An 18723-nucleotide genomic window follows, 5' to 3' on the forward strand; every position below is an offset into this window, starting at 1 on the left:
AAATCACTCTGAAGAACCATTTTCGTAATTCATGGTTATTTTCACAACCTTACTGTCTTTAACCTCAAAAGAGAGCAATTTCTTACCCAATTCATAGGAAATCCACTGTTCCCCGGAATCATTTTCAACCTGGCCACTACCATAAGTGTTATTCAGTTCATTTATTGTTGAACCAATATGGATCCCTCGGGCTGTTTTGCCATCCGCAGCAGTTAGCGTAATCTGCGACACAATATAATCATCAACACTTCTCTCGGCTTTATCCCACCAAAGATTGGAAGTGAATATTTCTAACCCAGACTTTTGATGCTGGAAGAATTTATAATTTATTCCGTCAAAAGGAACTTCTCCGACAAAATGGCCGTCAATCGGCAACTCAAATTTACGTGCAACGTCATTAGTCCACCTGTCGCCCAATGCGACAGACTGTTTGTTTATTTGTACAGAAAAGTCGGGGTTTGCTAAAAGATTATGGGATGAATTTTCAAGTTTTTTATTGATTTGAGCAGTCGTGGCATTACTGTTCAAGCTGCAGAGCACCAGAACCGAACATAAAACACTCAGAATTTTCTTACTCATAAGTTGATCCATTACTTAAACTTTGGAATATCATATGATAGGTTTGCCCCAGGGAAATTATCAAACATTTTCTTCATGTTTGATGTTTGGGCTACAGCCCAGTTAACATCAGTTGCATACTGATGTGTTCCTGGCGAAGCTGGGTTCCATCGCATCTTATAAAGATTGTTTTGGGCATAATCCGCATTATTGATGTATTTTTCGGAAATCCATTTCGCACCACCATCTATCGCTTTCTCTGGAGAAGTCCATCCCATTTTATATGCGTAATTGGATCCTGTTTTAACAGCATTGCCATCTAAAGCGCCAATACCGTACATATTATAAACTTTTACACCATTGACCTCGACACCTTTCGCCAGTTCACTCGCTCCGTTACCTGTTTCGAGAGCAGAATGTGAGGCCAGGTAAACCTCACTGACATTGTATTTCTTTGCTGCATCAAGATATGTTTTTTCTTGACCTTCAAGTACGCCTTTACCTTTCAGGAAGGAAGCCATATCAGTTTCAGAAACACCTGATGAAGATGAGAGATCAAGGAACTGATATTTATCAGTTCCAGTATTGTAATTATCCGGGTTTGCATATTTCTTAATATCATCTTCAGAGGCGTTAACAAAACCGCGTCGCGTCCACTTTTGAGGTTTAGCCTTTAAATTCTTTTGCTTATCCACCATGTCCTGCAACGAATAATTATATTCACTGGTTTTGTCTGTGCCCGTTGTAGCAGCAGAATTGTTTTGCGCAGGTGCCGCTTTACCCGATCCTCCGGCAAATCCCGCACCGGCAGATTTTTTAGCCTGATCCGGAGAGAAATACGCCTGCACCGCCGCATCAATATCCCCTTTATGCCCCGCCCCCGGTGCCGTTGTGCCCGGCTTGGTGCCAGAAGTATTCAGATGCAGCTTACCGCCCGTGGTGATATACCCATCCCCTTCCACGAAGAAGTTAAACTCTTTGCCGATCAGGTTAATCTTGCCGTTGGCATTCAGCTCAATGGCGCTTTCACCTGAGACCAGCCGCAGCTTCGTCCCGGAAGCAATCACATACTGCTCCACCGCCGCATCCAGCTTGCCTTTCCCCGTCAGGATCTCGGTTCCACCTTTCACGGCCTGAGTCTGGTTCGCTTCCACGCGATGCAGTTCATTTTTCTTCACGTAATGGCTGCGCGCCCCGCCGACGCTGTGCGTTTCATCGTTTTTAACGCTGGTGTCCATGTTGCGCTCGGCCTGGATCCACACCTGCTCTGCGCCCGCTTTATCCTCAAACCGCAGGGCGTTGGCATTGTCGACGGAACCGTCTTTCGTGCGGCTCATAAAGCCCATCTGCGTCGCGGCGGCAGGCAGCGCCCACGGCGGCATGCTCGCGTCGTTGTACACGCGACCGGTAATAATCGGACGGTCCGGATCGCCGTTGATAAAGTCCACCACCACCTCATCGCCGACGCGCGGGATCTGCACCCCGCCGTAGCCCTGGCCCGCCCACGCGCTCGACACGCGCACCCAGCAGGAGCTGGTGTCATCGCCCTTCGCCAGGCGGTCCCAGTGAAACTTCACCTTCACGCGGCCGTATTTGTCCGTCCAGATACTCTCGCCCTTCGGCCCCACCACTTTCGCGGTCTGCGGGCCGTAGGTGCGCGGCCACGCCGTGCTCTGCGCCGGACGGTACACCACCGCCGACGGAATCACCGTGAAATCGGTACGGTGAATGGTTTCACCCTCGCCGCTCGCGTAGCGGTTCTCTTCGAAGTGATAGCCCGCCGCCGTCACCAGATACTCGCCGTTGTCGCTGAAGAACGGCGCGTTGGTTAAGGTGAAGGTGTGCCCGGGAGCAATCCCCGCCGCCGTGGCGGTGGCCTGAATCTGCTGATGCTCCACCTGCCAGCGCTCCTGGCGGATGCGGGCATAGAACTCCCCGTGCCCTTTGTCCACAAAGCGACCCGGCCAGTCGTACACGTCGATGCTGCCCGGCTTCGGCGACGCCGGGTTCTGCTGGGCCTGGAACAGCCACGCGTTCGGCTTGCGGAAGTCATAGTCGTCAAGGCTGTAAATCCCCGGCGTCACGCTGTCCTCCAGCGCCCACTGGCTGATGCCCTCTTCGTCCGTACTGCCGCCGGACGGCGTCTGGTGGTAAGGAATGACCTCATAGCCGCTGAACGGCTGATGCTGCGTGGCGGCGTCGGTGAGCACCAGGGTGTGTTTGTCCGCCTCGTGGCTGAAGTGATAGGCAATCCCCTCCAGCTCCATCAGGCGGCTGATGAAGTCCAGGCTCGACTCCTGATACTGCACGCAGTAGTCCCACACCCGGTAGCTGCCGGTGAGCTTATCCTCAACGTTGACCTGATGCTCGCCAAACAGGGTTTTGACAATCTGCGGCACCGTCTGCCCCTGGAAGATACGCAGGTTACGATCGCGCTTCATCGGCCACAGGTCCGGCTCAACCGTCAGCTGGTACACCGCATAGCGGGTGCCCGTCAGCTCGACGGCGCTGACCGCCACGCGGGTAATTTTGCCGTTAACATAGCGGGACGTCAGCAGGTTCTGCGTCGGAATGGTCACCGTGACCGGCTGGCCCAGCAGCTTGCTGCGGTCAATGCGCGCGTCCGTGCCGAGCACGGTCAGCGTCAGCGCGAACGACTCGGACATCGCCTCGCGGCCCGTCAGTTTCCAGAACAGAAGCCCCTCCACCGGGAGCTGAACGGTAATTCGGTTGAGCATAATCTTTATTCCATCTAGCTTATGCGATTCAGAAAAGAGGTTCGCATCTGTGACTGAGCGTAATTCTAAGGGTTCACCAGCCAGGTGCCCGGCTTGGTGATATCCAGCGTCTGGCCGCGCGTTCTTCCGTTGCCCTGGAGTTCAATCTTCACCTCACCGGCCGGCAGCTTGAGCGAGGCATAGCCGTTGGTCGCCGGACGCAGCGCTTTTGGCTCGCCGTTCACTTTCAGCGTTTCGCCGTCGAGGATGCGGATATAGACCAGCGCAACCGGGCTCTCCACAGGCGGCGGAGTCTGCTGGGCCGTCGCCTGCTCGTTAACCTTCGCCGTTTCCGGCTTCACGTCCGGCGCGTTTGCGGCGGTCTCAGTCGGACGCGTCTCTGCCGGTGCCTGTGCAGCCTGCTCGGGAGCATCGTTACTGCCGCTGAACAGCATCGCCCCGGCGACAATACCCACCAGCACGCCTGCGGCAACCATGCCCGGGATCTTGTAGCGGCGCCAGTCGAGCAGCGAAGCCGGTTTTTCGTCTTCGACCGGAACCAGCATCGTGCCGGGCTTTTTCGCCGTCAGCACGTCGTTGATCCCTGCGACCGGCATCTCAATCAGCGCGGCGAACTCGTCGATTGACTGCGGACGGTCCTCCATGTGCAGCGCCAGCGCGCGGTCGATGGCCTGCAGCAGCGGAATGGAATAGCCCTGCGGCATAATTTCCACCAGCGGTTTGCAGGTATCCTGAATCGAGCGCACCACGCTGACCGGCGGCGGAGAACCCACAATCAGGGTACGCAGCACCGCGCCGAGGGCGTAAATATCCGTCCACGGGCCCTGCTCGCTTTCGTTGTCGTCGGTGTACTGCTCAATCGGCGCAAAGCCCGGACGCAGCATGGTTTCCGTTTCGTCGGAGAGATTACCGATGGTGCGTCGCGCGGAGCCGAAATCGAGCAGCACCGGCAGGCCGTTATCCTGGATCTGAATGTTATCCAGAGAGATGTCGCGGTGCAGGTAGCCTTCGTCGTGGATGGTCTTGATCGCACCGAACAGCATCGGCAGCGTGCGGCGGATCCAGGCCTCGTTGATCAGCTCCGGCTTTTCCTCGCGCAGGCGCGAAAGCGTGGTCCCGCTGTAAAACAGCGTCCCCATGTAGGCCGTGTCGTTTTGCACCCAGAAACGCAGGACGTGCAGCAGGTTCGGGTGGTTAAAGCGCGCCAGCAGACGCGCCTCCTGAATAAAGCTGTTCAGGCCTGCGGAAAACGCTTTGCCAAAACGCTCGCTGCGCAGCACAAGGGTCATGTCGTCGCCGCGCACGGCGAGCGAGGAAGGCATAAATTCTTTGATAGCGATAGTGCGTTCGAGCTGGTGATCCCACGCGCGATAGACGATGCCAAAACCGCCGCCGCCGATCACCGCTTTGATTTCAAACTCGTTGAAGCGGTACCCGACCGGGAGCGCGTTTGGGACAGTCCGATTGTTATCATTATCCGTCATCTTTTACAGTTCTCTTGATGATTATTACGCGGCAAACTGACAGTGAAACTCGCCCTGCTCGCAGGTGACGTGCAGACGTCGGTACTGCTCGTCGCTGCGGCTGGCGGTAAGTAAGATCTGGCTCATCTGAGGCAGCAAGGTGTTGGTCAGAATAGCATCCACCATGCGGCCACCGGACTCCACCTCGGTACAGCGCTGGACAATCTGTTCCACCACGCTGTCGTCAAACTCAGAAATAATGCTGTGATTCTCTTCCAGACGACGCTGAATGCGCTTGAGCTGCAGGCGAACAATCTGCCCCAGCATCTCGTCGCTGAGCGGGTAATACGGCACCACCAGCAGGCGGCCCAGCAGCGCCGGTGGGAAGACCTCCAGCAGCGGCTGGCGCAGGGCGCCGCTTAACGCGTCAGGCTCCGGCATCAGCTCCGGATCGGCGCACATGGCGCTAATCAGGTCGGTGCCGACGTTAGACGTCAGAATAATGATGGTGTTACGGAAATCGATGTGGCGCCCCTCGCCGTCCTCCATCCAGCCTTTATCAAAGACCTGGAAGAAGATCTCGTGGACGTCCGGGTGCGCTTTTTCAATTTCGTCCAGCAGCACCACGCTGTACGGACGGCGGCGCACGGCCTCGGTTAACACGCCGCCTTCACCATACCCTACGTACCCCGGAGGCGCACCTTTTAAGGTGGAAACGGTGTGCGCTTCCTGGAACTCACTCATGTTGATGGTGATAACGTTCTGCTCGCCGCCGTACAGGGATTCCGCAAGCGCCAGCGCGGTTTCGGTTTTACCGACCCCGGACGGGCCGCACAGCATAAAGACGCCCACCGGTTTGTTGGGATCGTCCAGCTTCGCCCGCGAGGTTTTCACGCGGCGGGCAATGAGATCCAGACCGTGACGCTGGCCGATAACGCGCTGGTTGAGCGTGTCGGCGAGGTTCAGCACCGCGTCGATCTCGTTTTTCACCATCCGGCCCAGCGGGATCCCGGTCCAGTCAGAGACCACCGCGGCAACCACGTTTTCATCCACCGCCGCAAACAGCAGCGGCTCATCGCCCTGCAGGGCGTTCAGCGCCTGCTGCTGTTCCGCCAGCTGGCCGCGCAGCTCGGCGCTATCGTCATCGCCCGCCGCGAACAGCGCCGCGCGCAGGCGGATAATCTCCTGCACCAGGCCGCGCTCTTCTTCCCAGCGCCGGGCCAGGGCTTGGCGTTTTGTCTCATACGCGTCGCGTTCGGCGAGTAAAGCGGTCACGCGATCGGCGTCACCAGCTCCCACGCGCGCTTCGCGTTCAGCAATCTCAATCTCCACGTCCAGCGCGGCAAGGTGGCGCAGGCAGTCTTCCAGCTGCGCGGGCGGCGCGCTCTGGCTGACCGCGACGCGGGCGCAGGCGGTGTCGAGCAGCGCAACGGCTTTATCCGGCAGCTGACGCGCCGGGATGTAACGATGCGACAGCTTCACCGCCGCGCTGACCGCTTCGTCGAGCAGCAGCACCTGGTGGTGCGTCTCCAGCGGCGACACGGTGCTGCGCAGCATCAGAATGGCTTTCGCTTCGTCCGGCTCGTGGACCTGCACCGTCTGGAAACGGCGGGTCAGCGCCGGGTCTTTCTCGATGTATTTTTTGTATTCCGCCCAGGTGGTGGCGCCGATGGTGCGCAGCTGACCGCGCGCCAGCGCGGGCTTCAGCAGGTTCGCCGCATCGCCTGTCCCCTGCTGGCCGCCTGCGCCAATCAGGGTGTGGATCTCATCGATAAACAGAATGATTGGCGTGGCGCTGGACTGGACTTCGTTAATGAGCGCCTGCAGCCGGGCTTCAAACTCGCCTTTCATGCCTGCCCCAGCCTGCAGCATGCCGATATCCAGCAGCCACAGCTGAATGTTTTGCAGCGGCTCCGGGACGTCGCCGTCGGCAATACGCAGCGCCAGCCCTTCCACCACCGCCGTTTTCCCGACCCCGGCTTCCCCGGTCAGCAGCGGGTTGTTCTGGCGGCGACGCATCAGGATATCCACCATCTGGCGGATCTCTTCGTCGCGCCCGACAACCGGGTCAATCTTCCCGTCGCGGGCGCGGGCGGTCAGGTCCTGGCCGTACTGGGCCAGCGTCCCCTGCGCCGCCGGTACCGTACCCGCCGGTGCGTCTGCGGCGGCAGCGGCCTGCTGCGTCTCTTTGCTGTTGGCGCAAATCGCGTCGAACTGCTCAATCAGCACCTCGACGTTAAGGCGGGTGAACTGCGACGAGATGCTTTTCAGCACGTTGGCCAGGTTCCAGGTTTTCAGCATGCCGATCAGCAAATGGCCGCCGCGAATACGGCTGACGCCAAACTTCAGCGATCCAAACACCCAGGCGCGCTCCACGGCGCTGTCGATATGCTCGGAGAGATCGGAAACGGAACTGGCGCCACGCGGAAGGACATCCAGCGCGGCCACGATATCGCGGGTCAGCTGCTGTTCATCGAGGGCAAAGTGGCGGATGACCTGCTGCAGATCGCCATCCTGCTGCTGCATCAGCTGATGCAGCCAGTGCACCAGCTCAACGTACGGGTTGCCGCGCAGCTTGCAGAACGCAGTGGCGCTTTCCAGAGAGGTAAATAACAGCGTATCCAGTTTGCCGAAAAGCACGGCACGGCTAATTTCTGACATGTTAGTTTCCATTAACAATGATTCGGTATACGGAAGGATTACCGCTCTGCGCGATACACCAGATCGCCACGCGGGACAGGCTGCGGCTGAAGGCCCAGCCAGGTGTTATAGCCTAATCGCCCATTGCTGCCGAGCGTGGTGCCCTGCACCGCGTCTTCACGCAGGATCACCCGCGTTTCCCATTCAAACTCCACCCCGGCGTACTGACGCACCCAGTCGCGCAGCTCTGTGACCCACGCTTCACCCGGCAGAAAACGGTTGTACTCCTCCGCGCTCAGCGGGCCAATTTCGATGCGAAACTTATGCTGCACGTCGCGGACGGCAACGCCGAGAAAGGCGGATTCCCCCATGCGCGGCATGCGGCGCCCTGCTCCCAGCTGCGCCTGCTCGCGCGTGGAAAGCGGCATCCACTGCGGCACGTTGCTGACCAGCTTAACCGGCGCGTTAAAATAGCTGCGCAGGATCTTCTCCAGCCCCTCCGGATCCCGTCCGTGACGGGTCAGGTGCCCGGCGTGGGTAAAGCGAGCATGCGAGCTCAGGCTGCCTTTGTTCATCTGTCCCGGCTGGCCCATGCCAATCAGCGACGCCAGGTAGCCCTCAAAGCGCCTGTTATCAGCGCGATCGAGGGAGACGGTGGGTTGCGCATCCGCCCAGGCGCGGTAAAACAGCAGCGCCAGGCGATGATGGAACAGGTCGGCAAACGCGCTGAGGCTGGTGTCCTGATGATGATAAATTCGCTCGCGGGCGTATTCGGTCATATGGACCGGCAGCGGGCCGTTCGGGCCAAACAGGCCGAAACTGAGGATAGACACCTCGTGCAGCCCGCTTTCCTCCCGCTGGCGGACCTGAGCCAGCGTCGACGGCGCAAAACTCATCGACGGCTGCTGGCCGATGCGCAGCGGCTCAAATTTCGGCAGCGGCGCGCGTCCCAGCGGGTAGCGTTCGCCGCCCTGGGCATCAATGCGCCTTAACAGCTGAAACAGGTCGTAGCGCCAGGGCGTCTCGCGAACCCCTTGCCAGAACGCGTCCGGCAGCCGGGTCAGGCGATGCACGCGCAGCGGTGCAGTGGCAGCGTCACTCATATCAGCGCCCTTTTACCCATGCGCGGCGCCCAGTAGCCAATCTCGCCGCGCTGCTGGCTTTTCAGGGTGAACTCCGTAAAGCTGTTGATGGACACCAGGCGGGCAAAGAGACGTTCCATCACGCTGCCAAAGAGCCACGGGCTGGCGCCGGAAAAGGCACGCTCATCGACCGTCAGGGTGATGCCGATCCCGCGGGCGAAAACGACCGGGCCGGGTTCAGGCACGCGGCGGTGAACCGGCTCCAGCACGCAGTGGCGTACCCCTTCCACCTGACGCGCAACGGGCGTTTCTGCCAGGTTGGCGTACAGCCCTAACAGCTGGCGCAGCGCGGCCGCGCCGTCTTCGTTTTCGCTGTCCATCAGGCTGAGGTAGTTCATCTGCAGCTGGCTGATGAGCCGCCAGGTGCTGAACCCTTCCGCCAGCGCCGGACGCGGCGGCGTCGGGCCTTTGCGCAGGGTGAGGGATTTCACCGGCATGGAGTCGGCCATAATGAACTGCCCGAGCTCCTGCTGCAGCATCAGCGGCAGATCGCGGCTGGTGCAGAGCACCTCGGCAGAGATATAGCGCAGGTTGTCCTGCCACGGGGCGTGCTGTTCATCCACCAGCGAAACAAACACCTCCGAGCCGATATAGCCGGTGCGGGTGCCGTAGCGCAGGGCGTGCTCGGACAGCACGCGCTGTTCGCGGCGCAGGGAAAAATAGGCCCCGTAGTTGCCCGCATCGCCGCTCCAGGTGCTCCAGAATGGACGAAACGTCTGGTCATCGCGCTGGCCGTCCGCGCTGCCATAGATTTTTTTGACCGCGTAAATTTCATAATCCAGCGGACGAATGTTATCCACCACCAGATGGTATTCATGCTGGCCTTCATTCAGCTTCTGACGCGCCGCGACCTTTGGGAACAGGTTGATGACCGGGGTACAGTGCAGCGCCAGATGGCTGGCATCGACCACGCGCTCCAGCTGTTCATCCGACTTATCCAGCAGAATGAAGATGTCGAAGGCTTTTTCGCCTTCACAGCGCTCGATAAGCTTGCCCAGACCGCTCAGGCTAATGAAGCGGAAGCGGGCCGGAAAGGCGAAATACTCCTGCAGCAGGCGATAGCCGTCAAAGTTGCGCAGATCGTCCGGAAGAAGGGCCTGGTCAGGCTCAAAGCCCTCCTGGCGCAGCGCGTCCGACGCCAGCAGCTGCCGCTGCGGCTGCGGGCTGACCGTCTGGCAGACGATCCCGGCGTGGTGCTCCATCACCAGCTCCAGCAGCTTCAGCGCTTCAATGTCCGGACCGCCGAGGAAAAATTCCAGACGGTCGAAATCCAGGTGCCCGAGGTTTTGCGGGCCGTCGCAGGCGATGCGGATCCTTAAGGCGCTGCCGATCCCCCGCTGGCTCAGCCCCAGCTGCGCGAGCGGCAGATCGGCGGGCACGCCGCCCAGCTCGACCTTGTCGATTTTCAGCGGCAGCAGGTTGACCTCGTGCGCCGTGGTATAGCTGCAGGTCACGCCGGTTTTTTTCAGCGCCAGGCTGTCCATCATGGTACCGCGCGGCACAATGAAGCCCTTGCTCAGGTCGCCCCGGCTGCTGTCGGGCTCAATCTCCGCAATCGCCATCGACGGCGTGGGCGCGAGATAGTTAGGCGCAATCATCTCCAGCAGACGCTGGGAGAAGCGCGGAAACTCCGCGTCCATTTTCATCTGCACGCGTGAGGTCAGGAAGGCGAAGCCCTCCATCAGACGTTCGGTATACGGGTCCGCCACTTCGATGCCGCGCATGCCCAGCCGTCCGGCGACTTTTGGGTAGCGTTCGGCAAACTCGGCCCCCATTTCGCGCAGGTAGGCCAGCTCGCGGTTGTAATATTCGAGCAGTTTACTTTCCATGATTACCCCGCATCTTTCAGTTCAAAATGGCCGTTTTCCAGATCGACATCGGTACGAAACAGAAACTCCAGCGGGTACGGCACACACCATAAACGCCCTTTGATCTCGATGGAGAGCACGTTGTGCAGATCCAGCGAGGAGGTATCCGACACGCAGCGGACCTGCAGCCCCTGCGGTAAAATGCGCGGTTCAAAATTGATGATGGCCTCGGTGAGCTTGCGCTGAATGTCGTGCCATTCGATATCCGACATTCTTTTCCCGGCCAGCGGCGCGACGCCGAAGTTGACCACCGAGCGCTTCACGTGCGGCAAGGCGCTCAAATCGCCGGAGGCATCGTGGTTGATGGTGTTAAACAGCCACTGCAGATCGCGCAGGACGTTGCGGCGCAGGGCGGCGTGGGTGATCAGATTGCTGTTGGCCGACTCGCGCTTTTTTTCCGGCTCATTATCGGTGAGACGATCCAGCAGCGAGGGCTGCATTTTGTCGCGCGCCCCCACCTTCTCCTGCTTGCTGCGGGCTTGCCAGCCGCTGCGCAGCAGATCGCCTTCGCCAGCGGGATTACTCATCGGCTCCATCCGTCGCAAACGTCACGAGGCTTAAGGACAGCAGCGGGTATTCGCTTTGCTCGCTCAGCCAGGCCTTCTGGCCCCTGCCTTCGTAAAGGGTGCCGTCTTCGTCGAGCGGCTGCCATTCGGTGGTGCGGCCCAGCCTGACCGCATCAGTGGCATCGGCAGCAAACGGGTAACGCGCCGGGATCTGACACACCTGCTCCGTACCGTCGGTCAGGCGCACCAGCGCGTGACGCCAGACCAGATCGGTCACGCTGGCGGGCGCCTGGAAACGGATCTCCGCGATGGCGCTGAACGGCAGCCAGAAATAACGGCCGTTCACGATGGTTTCGCAGACCGGGCCGAGACGGGCATCGCCGTCCATCAGCCAGTCAAACGCCTGCGTCTCCTCGTTTTCGAGGATAATCTGGCCGGAGGTGGCCTCAGCCCGATCGAGGGCGTCCAGACGCAGCGCCCGGGCGCGCTCGCCCTCCTCGCTCAGCGCCGCGGCCAGGGTCGTCAGCCACGGCCACTGGGTTTCCGGCATGGCCGGACGCGCCTGTCCCGCCATCACCTGCGCGCGCTGCAGCTCGCCCTGAATGGATTGCTCCAGCAGCGTGACGGTGGGCTTCGCCTGAGGCTTCAGCGCCAGCCAGCTTTTCAGCTGGGTCAGCGCGCGCGTCCAGTTGCCGCTGAGGGTTAAAAACTGCACGAACGCGGCGCGGAGGTCGGCATCCGCCGGACGGGCTTTGATTTCAGCTTCAAGGCGCGCCAGCGCGTCGCTGAGCGACTCGCCCGCCAGGTGTTGATAGAGCGTATTCATAGCCATTCCTTAATTCGCCGCGCGCCATGCGCCGACGGCCGGATCGCGCAGCTGAGGACGCAGGGTGTCAATCAGGACGATATTGAGCGGAGTGCCGGGTGCAACCCAGGCGCTCCAGGTTTTTTTCACCGCCGCAATACGCGCCTGCAGTTTTGCATCGTCGCTGGCGATTTCACGGGAAATCTCCACCGCTACGGTGCCGTTGCTTTTCCAGCTGTTCAGGGCGCTATCGTAAGGCAGGATCATCCAGCTCTGGTCGCTGTTTGGGGTGCTGAACACCATGCGCTCTTTGTTGACGGAGGTGATCAGCGCGTTTTCAGGATCGGCGCTTTGATTCAGACCCGTCACCGGGAAGCCGTGGATGTAGGTCACCGCCATCTCTTTCTGTCCGCCGTTGCGGGACTGCGAAACCACGGTGTGACCACTCAGCCAGCTGCCGTTACCGCAGCGGGTGGTGTCAGAATCCGGAATAAAGAGCGCCGGAGCGGAAGCGCCACCTTCCCAGAAGGTGCGCAGGTGGCAGCCGTCCTGCAGGGTGAATTCCTGCCACGGCGTACGGTCAGCCGCGACGGTGCGGGAAGCCACGTTCTGGTCCGGCGGCAGCAGCGCGCCGCTGGTTGGGGTTGCGGTGACGGTCGCAGCAGGCGCGGCCTGGTCCTGTTTCACCACCAGCGCCCAGTCCTGCGCTTTGCCTGCCGTACCCTGCGCCAGCGTGGTACCCGCCGGATCGTTGAGCGTCCAGCTAAGCTTATTCACTTTGCTGCACTGGTGTTCCAGCAGGGAGCCAAGACGCGGCACAAAGTTCTCCAGCACGGAGACGTCCTTCTTGCCGTTCGCCACAATGCGCAGCGCCACCTCAGGCTTACACCAGCTCTGCGGCGTGTTGTCTTTAATGTTGTCGATCCAGATATCCAGCTTCTGCGCAGGCGACTGCACGATGCGGAAATTCTCAGCCTGCGCGGTGGAGGTGACCGCCAGAAGTGCCAAACCCGATAGCCAAAGTTTCATATCGTTCCTTGTGTGTCTAATCAGTTCCGCAGGGAAGAAATTGTGCTGCGTCAGAGAGGGTGTGCAGCAAAGTGGTGTCCTGAGGGTTGCCCATCCATACCGCCAGGGCAGTATAGTTATCCTGAGCATTCCCCTCCTGTTCGCCATTCTTTTGAATGATTTGGTTCATTAAGGTCAGCCACTCCTGCGGCGTATTGACCATATGCAGCGACTGCTTCATTTGCTCTTCGCTAACGCCGTGCCAGAACCCGTCGGTGCAGAGTAAGAATGCATCGCCGTCTTCAACCTGCACCACGTCGCTGTAGCTCGCTTCCGGCCCGCCGTTTTCAATTCCCAGCGCCAGATAGAGCAAATTGCTGTTCAGGTTGTCGGTCTGGTGCCCGGCGTCTTTCATCTGCTGCACCAGGCTGTGGTCGGTGGTCACATGCCACAGCCATCCCCGGCGAAACAGGTACAGGCGGCTGTCTCCGGCGTGCGCCCAGTAGGCCAGGCCGTAATCACGGTCAATGAACAGGCTGACCAGCGTCGTGCCCATCCGGCGATAGTCCTGAACGGCCTGCTGTTCGCTGAGGATGGTGCGGTTAGCCGTCTGCACGTAGTCGCGGATATGCTGCGCATTAAGATGTTTGTCGCCATCGAAGCGGGAGATAATGCTGTTGCGGGCCAGCTCTGCAGCCACCTCACCGCCCGGCAGGCCCGCGATGCCGTCGCAGACGACAAAGCAGGCTGAACGTTCCCCTATGGTTTCTCCCGTCTGATCCTGGTTGCTGGCGCGCGTCCCCTGGCGGGAGAGAGAAGCCGTTGCGATATTCATTTGTCTTCCGATCCGCTCTGTGAGTCTTTGTACTGATTCACCTCCATGTCGTACGCATGAAGGAAAGCCTCGCCGAACAGGGTGTGGAAGTCATCCTCAATCTCGCCAGCCGTTTCGCCATAGCTGCGCACAAAATAGTCCCACAGGGCGGCTTTGCGGCTGCCCGGCAGCGCCAGACGCGAGGTCATCCCGTTCTGCTTCGCCTGCTCTTCCAGCTGTTCCGGGTTAAAGGACTGCAGCATCGCGGCAATGATGGCGCGGATACCGGAGATCATGCCCAGCTGGTGCGCCTGCAGGTCGATCAGCGCGTCGCGCACGGATTTGGTCGGCGGCATAAAGCCCGGCATCGGAGTGCCGAACATCTGGATCAGCACGGTTTTGCCGGTCGGCAGCAGCTTGAACGGGTTGTTGGCATCGTCCAGCACCATGGTCATATCGGCCTTCACGCCCCGCTTGAGGATGGAGCGCGAGGAGAGCAGCGCCACGGTTCCCTGAGAGAACATGCCGAGGATCTGCCCGAGCTGACGCATATTTTCACGATCAAACTGCGGGACGGGCTGCATTTCGCTCAGCCCCATCCCCTCCAACAGCGCCTCCAGCAGCTCGCCCTGCAGCACTTCGCCCTTCTCACCGCTGTTTGCCGTAGCGCTTGGGGCGGCGGCGTTATTGACCGGGTCAATGCGCAGACGGCCTTTCGGCGCCTGAGCGCTGCTGCGCGCAACGGCCTGCGGCGTTGGCATGGTGAAGCCTGCGTAATCCGGTCGCGCAGGCTCTTCTTCAGCACGCGGTTCTTCCTGAGGCTCAGGGGCGAACAGTGGAGAATCGGCGAGCACGTCCTCTTCCTGCTCGGGTTCCGGCACTGGCGCAGGCTTTTCGGCAAGAATGTCATCCGGATGGGTTAACGGTGCGCCGCCCATCAGCCCGAGCGGGTCGTCATTACGCGCGGCTGGCGCGCTGGCCTTACCGCCAAACAGGGCCAGCGGATCGAGCTCGTCCGTCGCCTCATCTTCTGGCTTAGCGGGGGTCGTCTCGCCCGGCGGCACCAGCGTTGACGGGGTGACGTCGTCAAAAATACTCTCTTTTTTGAACAACGCTTCGTCGCTGAACAGCGTGTCCGGGTCAACGTTCTTACGCTCAAGCTTTGGATCGCTGTCGTTGAACATCGCCAGCGGATCTTCAGCGTTACGCTCCGGAGCCGCAGGCTGGGAGAACGGATCGTGCGATGCAGCAGGCTGCGGTTTTGTACGGTTGCTGGAGATGCTGTCGGAGATGGAGAACTCCTGCATCAGGCTATCCCAGATTTCCGTTGGCACGGCGGTCGGTTCGGCTTTCCCGCGCGGTGCGGCGCTCGCCGGCTTCGGAGCGGGCGCGGGTGCGGCTGCCGGACGCGCCTGCTGATGCATACTGGCCGCCATACGGCTTACGGGTTGCGTATCGTGGATCAGTTCGGTCACTTCGATACGGTAGTCATCAATACCGAGAATGTCGCCATCCTGCAGCTCAACCTGACGCCCTCGCTCCAGCGGAATGTCATTTAATACCACGCGGGTGACGCTGCCACGGTTGGTCACGCGGCATTCGCCCTGGGCGTCAACGTGAACAATGGCCTGCAGCCGAGAGATGGTGCGGTCATTATCCGGCAACACCAGATTGTTATCCGTACCGCGCCCAATGGTGCCGCCCGGGGCGTAAAAATCACAGCTGCTTTGCGGCGGCTGATGACCGGGTTTCGTAGAAATAATCGTGAATCGCATGGCGTATTCCTGCTGGTATGATTAGCGCTCAAACGCTGCCGCTCTCGGGGCGAGAACGGCGGCGTTTGAGAAATTGAATATCAAAAACTATTTAATGAAGATGATAAAATATAATCCAACAATGAGCCATAGAGTGAATATTAACGCCTGTAACTTATAACGGCGATGTAACTTTAGCATCCAACCAATTCTTTCTTCAGGTAACGACTGCACATATTTATAAGCATCTTCCTGAACAAGCCTTTCACGCGTAAATTTCATTTTAACGCCTTTATAAAGGCGAACAAACCAGATTATTTTTTGATAATTGGCCAGCGAACCAAAAAAAGAAGCATAGTCGGTTACGAGATCCAGATCATATCCCTTGCGCCGATAGTCTGAAAGTAACTGATTATAATCAGCCTCGTGTTTTTTGAAATAACGAGAACTGAATAAATCCATAATTACAACAACCAGCAATAAAACCACGATAAGAAATAATGATAAATTCTCTATATTCACCATATTTTATCCATCATATACTCAGTCGCTCCGCCCGCTATCTCGCCACCAACGTATCCTCCTGCAGCAGCCCCGACAATGGAGCAGGCGAGCAGTCCTACGCCCCCCGTCGCAACACCAAGCGCAACGCATACACCAGCACCTGCCATTGCTCCGTATTTACCACCGTAAATACCCCCTGCCAGGCTTGCACCAAAGCTGCTGTATTTTTTCACAGCGACTTTAGAACAACTCTGCTCTCGTCCTACGGTGCAGGCATTGTAAACTTCATTAGTGGTATTTGCACCTGCAAAACCTATTGCAAGCCACCCTCCCGCTTTAAGAAAACGAGCGGCCTTAGAGGCATTATCGATATAAGTTGAATAACCACGAATAGAGGCGACCCCGGCTGTACTCCATTCATGTACAATGGATCTGCTTGACAAGCCTAAGGCATGCTTCAATTCGTTATAGGGCTTCATCTTTAAGGTCAGTCGGGACAATTTGTTTAATAAACCATCCAACTCAGAAAAGAGGCGCTGACGTTCAACAAAAAACTGTTGGCTTATCAATGTCCCTTGTGCTCTGTACTGATTCTGGTAAGCCAATTCAATGGATTTAAGTTTTTTTTCTATTTCACTAAAATATTTTTCACCTGCATCAGCAACGACACCAAGGGACTTATCCATAAAATTAGTAACTGCAGCTATGGTACTAAAATGTTGATTAAAGAAATTCGCCTCACCAGAATTAAGATCGGCCAGAGCACCGTTGACTTTCTTTTTAGCGAGCTGTAATTGCTTAAGCTGCACAGAATTATTACTTCCCGGTGCACCAAGAATCAACATCTGCCCAGGTTTTGACCACTGCACATCACTATTAACCTGCATGAAATAACGTGCAGCATCACTATTTGGATCGTTGAATAAAAGCCTTGTCTGGAAATCCAGGGTTCCGGGTTGCTGAACAATACAATATCCCGGATTAACTAATGATTGGCTAGCCATATTCATTCCCTTTGATTTTTACAAAAACGCTCACAAATAAGCATACCCATTTAAATAAAAACGGAGTTGAATTAATATCCAAAGGTTGACACTTTCTTAAAAACATCAACATTTGAAAACGCTCCTATTCTATTCTAACCAGCGATAATTCGCCTCTGGAATTTATACTGAGAATAAAGCGAGTAGCATATCGAACAATAGTATTATGATTTCTCGATTCTAATACCACATCATACTCCCCTGACTGCCAGTCTACTTTATCCCAGCGTAGGCACTCTTCAGATTTCAAAAAGCGGCTGGAAGGAAATGCTCCTGGAGAGAAGATGCTTTCCCATTCGTTACCTGCACGTCGAGATATCGAGGGTTCATAAACTAGCACAACCTCACCTGGTTTAGTGTCATTCGAAACGCCAAAACAGGGTGCATTTTTTTCCACCTTAACAGTTAAACTCTGAAACTGAGCAGGGTGGGATATGCAGGCGCTACATGATAATACAATGGGTATAACCGTTAACGCTCTTTCCATCGCAAATACGCGCCGAATAGTGAAGCAATCATAATGACCGGGGAAAACTCCCCGGCCACATACGCAATTACGCTTCTTTGTTTTCTTTGATGTTCCAGCCAGCGCTGCTTTCAGCACCTTTACCACCAGACGTGGTCTGCTCCCAGTACTGCTGTTTCACTTTCGCAGCCTGGAATGCATAGGTCACACCAACGGTATCGCCGTTGTCAGCACCGGTGTACTGAACAGAGGTGACCAGCACATCTTCCAGCGTGATGCGGGAGTATTCCACCTGCTGGCCGCCGGCTTTACAGACGGACAGCTCAACTTTGGTCAGGTGTTTGCCGCTGGCGCAGTGTTTCAGGATAGCGGTGGTGGATTTGTCGATCAGCGCGTTAACGTGCAGGTCGTTGAAGTTAACTTTACCGGCACCGCCGCCACCGCCAACGCTCATATTACCTGGCTGGGAAGCGCCCCAGGAGAAGGAGGTAATATCAGTCCAGCCGGTGTGGTTAGAATCTTTAGATTCGCCCGTAACACCCTCGACCTTCAGAAACATATCAATAGCCATAATATCTACTCTTCGTGGATGAACAATATTGCTTTCGAAAAAGCACTTATATGGCAAACAGGAAAGCATGGGGCTGAATAAAACCGTCCATATTTTACCTCTGCCTCATATCAAATGACCCGTGTCATTTGACAGTCTTACATTCCCCCTGAATGAACGGAAAGAATGTGAAGTCTTTTACTACTGCGGGTTATCCTGAATCCAGGTGCGATCAGGATTTCCGATAATTAATTGAGGTACCAGCTTGTTAAGTTCGTCACTATGATAAAGACGCAGGCAATTTAACGTAACGCCTTTTACATCGGGCTTTCGTTCGGCATGAAAGCCGTTAATGTGATCTTTGTATTTTCCAATGAGCGCATCCATTTTCTCAGTGCCATTTTCAGCATCAAAAGGAATCCACTCAATGAATGCACTCGCACTGCGGGCAGCATCAGCAGAAAACTGGCTGCCTTTATCTGCTACCTGCGCCAGGCAGCGCGCCAGAACAAAATCTTTTAAAACCTGCCGGTATGTTTGCTGCTGATAAAAATCAGGATAGTTATTTCCGGAATACACATAAAAAGTCATAAACACGAGGAAAAAACATAAACGTTTCACCTTATATCCTTTGCCATAAGACCCACAGCGCATCAGTCCGCGTAAAATACTAACTTTTCTCTTTCCATTTTTCTGCGACAACGTATATCCCTATCGCTAATGCATTAAGTCCAGTGCATAAGAATCCATGCATTGCAATTCGCGGGACTTCTGCCGGCCAGTCAAAGATAAACAGATAGTAGCCGGATACCGTCACAAACAGCATGAATGAAATTATTAGCAACGTATAAATGGCTAAATAGC

General features: G+C 57.0%; 15 protein-coding genes. All 15 read right to left on the reverse strand.

All coding sequences use genetic code 11. The features are described from left to right. Nucleotides 1–3 precede the first annotated feature (3 nt). On the reverse strand, nt 4–579 hold the full coding sequence (locus ACERY3_RS09325; protein WP_319876225.1) for a hypothetical protein: 576 nt from the start codon (nt 577–579) through the stop codon (nt 4–6). A gap of 11 nt (nt 580–590) precedes the next feature. After that, a complete protein-coding gene (gene tssI, locus ACERY3_RS09330) occupies nt 591–3296 on the reverse strand; it encodes a type VI secretion system tip protein TssI/VgrG (protein ID WP_373225504.1) in 2706 nt (901 codons plus the stop codon). Nucleotides 3297–3361: 65 nt separating this feature from the next. After that, entirely contained in the window at nt 3362–4780 is a 1419-nt protein-coding gene (locus ACERY3_RS09335; RefSeq protein WP_058841359.1) for a serine/threonine-protein kinase, read from the reverse strand. A gap of 24 nt (nt 4781–4804) precedes the next feature. Beyond that, nucleotides 4805–7420: a type VI secretion system ATPase TssH gene (tssH, locus tag ACERY3_RS09340; RefSeq protein ID WP_058841360.1), complete on the reverse strand. Its 2616-nt coding sequence runs from the start codon at nt 7418–7420 to the stop codon at nt 4805–4807. A gap of 38 nt (nt 7421–7458) precedes the next feature. Continuing rightward, entirely contained in the window at nt 7459–8502 is a 1044-nt protein-coding gene (gene tssG, locus ACERY3_RS09345) for a type VI secretion system baseplate subunit TssG (RefSeq protein ID WP_048980921.1), read from the reverse strand. Beyond that, nucleotides 8499–10370, reverse strand: a complete 1872-nt coding sequence (gene tssF, locus ACERY3_RS09350) for a type VI secretion system baseplate subunit TssF (protein ID WP_063440441.1) — start codon at nt 10368–10370, stop codon at nt 8499–8501. Before tssF ends, tssG begins: the two co-directional genes overlap by 4 nt. A gap of 2 nt (nt 10371–10372) precedes the next feature. Then, the gene (gene tssE / locus ACERY3_RS09355) at nt 10373–10936 is read right to left on the reverse strand and encodes a type VI secretion system baseplate subunit TssE (protein WP_033145789.1); all 564 of its coding nucleotides are present in this window, start codon (nt 10934–10936) and stop codon (nt 10373–10375) included. Beyond that, nucleotides 10929–11741, reverse strand: coding sequence for a type VI secretion system accessory protein TagJ (locus tag ACERY3_RS09360; protein ID WP_058841362.1), 813 nt, complete (start codon nt 11739–11741; stop codon nt 10929–10931). The genes tssE and ACERY3_RS09360 overlap by 8 nt, the downstream gene beginning before the upstream one ends. Nucleotides 11742–11750: 9 nt before the next feature. Then, nucleotides 11751–12749: a hypothetical protein gene (locus ACERY3_RS09365; protein WP_033145791.1), complete on the reverse strand. Its 999-nt coding sequence runs from the start codon at nt 12747–12749 to the stop codon at nt 11751–11753. 16 nt (nt 12750–12765) lie between these two features. Continuing rightward, nucleotides 12766–13563, reverse strand: a complete 798-nt coding sequence (locus tag ACERY3_RS09370) for a PP2C family serine/threonine-protein phosphatase (protein ID WP_014884226.1) — start codon at nt 13561–13563, stop codon at nt 12766–12768. Continuing rightward, nucleotides 13560–15317, reverse strand: coding sequence for a type VI secretion system-associated FHA domain protein TagH (tagH, locus tag ACERY3_RS09375; protein WP_058841363.1), 1758 nt, complete (start codon nt 15315–15317; stop codon nt 13560–13562). The genes ACERY3_RS09370 and tagH overlap by 4 nt, the downstream gene beginning before the upstream one ends. 87 nt (nt 15318–15404) lie before the next feature. After that, a complete protein-coding gene (locus tag ACERY3_RS09380) occupies nt 15405–15821 on the reverse strand; it encodes a hypothetical protein (protein WP_080352855.1) in 417 nt (138 codons plus the stop codon). Further along, nucleotides 15815–16804 carry a hypothetical protein gene (locus ACERY3_RS09385; protein WP_058841364.1) on the reverse strand — a complete coding sequence of 330 codons (990 nt, stop codon included), beginning with the start codon at nt 16802–16804 and terminating at the stop codon, nt 15815–15817. The genes ACERY3_RS09380 and ACERY3_RS09385 overlap by 7 nt, the downstream gene beginning before the upstream one ends. Before the next feature lie 593 nt (nt 16805–17397). Then, on the reverse strand, nt 17398–17880 hold the full coding sequence (locus ACERY3_RS09390) for a type VI secretion system tube protein Hcp (protein ID WP_008502640.1): 483 nt from the start codon (nt 17878–17880) through the stop codon (nt 17398–17400). 180 nt (nt 17881–18060) lie between these two features. After that, on the reverse strand, nt 18061–18450 hold the full coding sequence (locus tag ACERY3_RS09395; protein WP_048980953.1) for a T6SS amidase immunity protein Tai4 family protein: 390 nt from the start codon (nt 18448–18450) through the stop codon (nt 18061–18063). Nucleotides 18451–18723: the final 273 nt, after the last annotated feature.

This window comes from Enterobacter cloacae complex sp. ESBL7 (assembly GCF_041679625.1).
GTDB lineage: Bacteria > Pseudomonadota > Gammaproteobacteria > Enterobacterales > Enterobacteriaceae > Enterobacter > Enterobacter asburiae_B.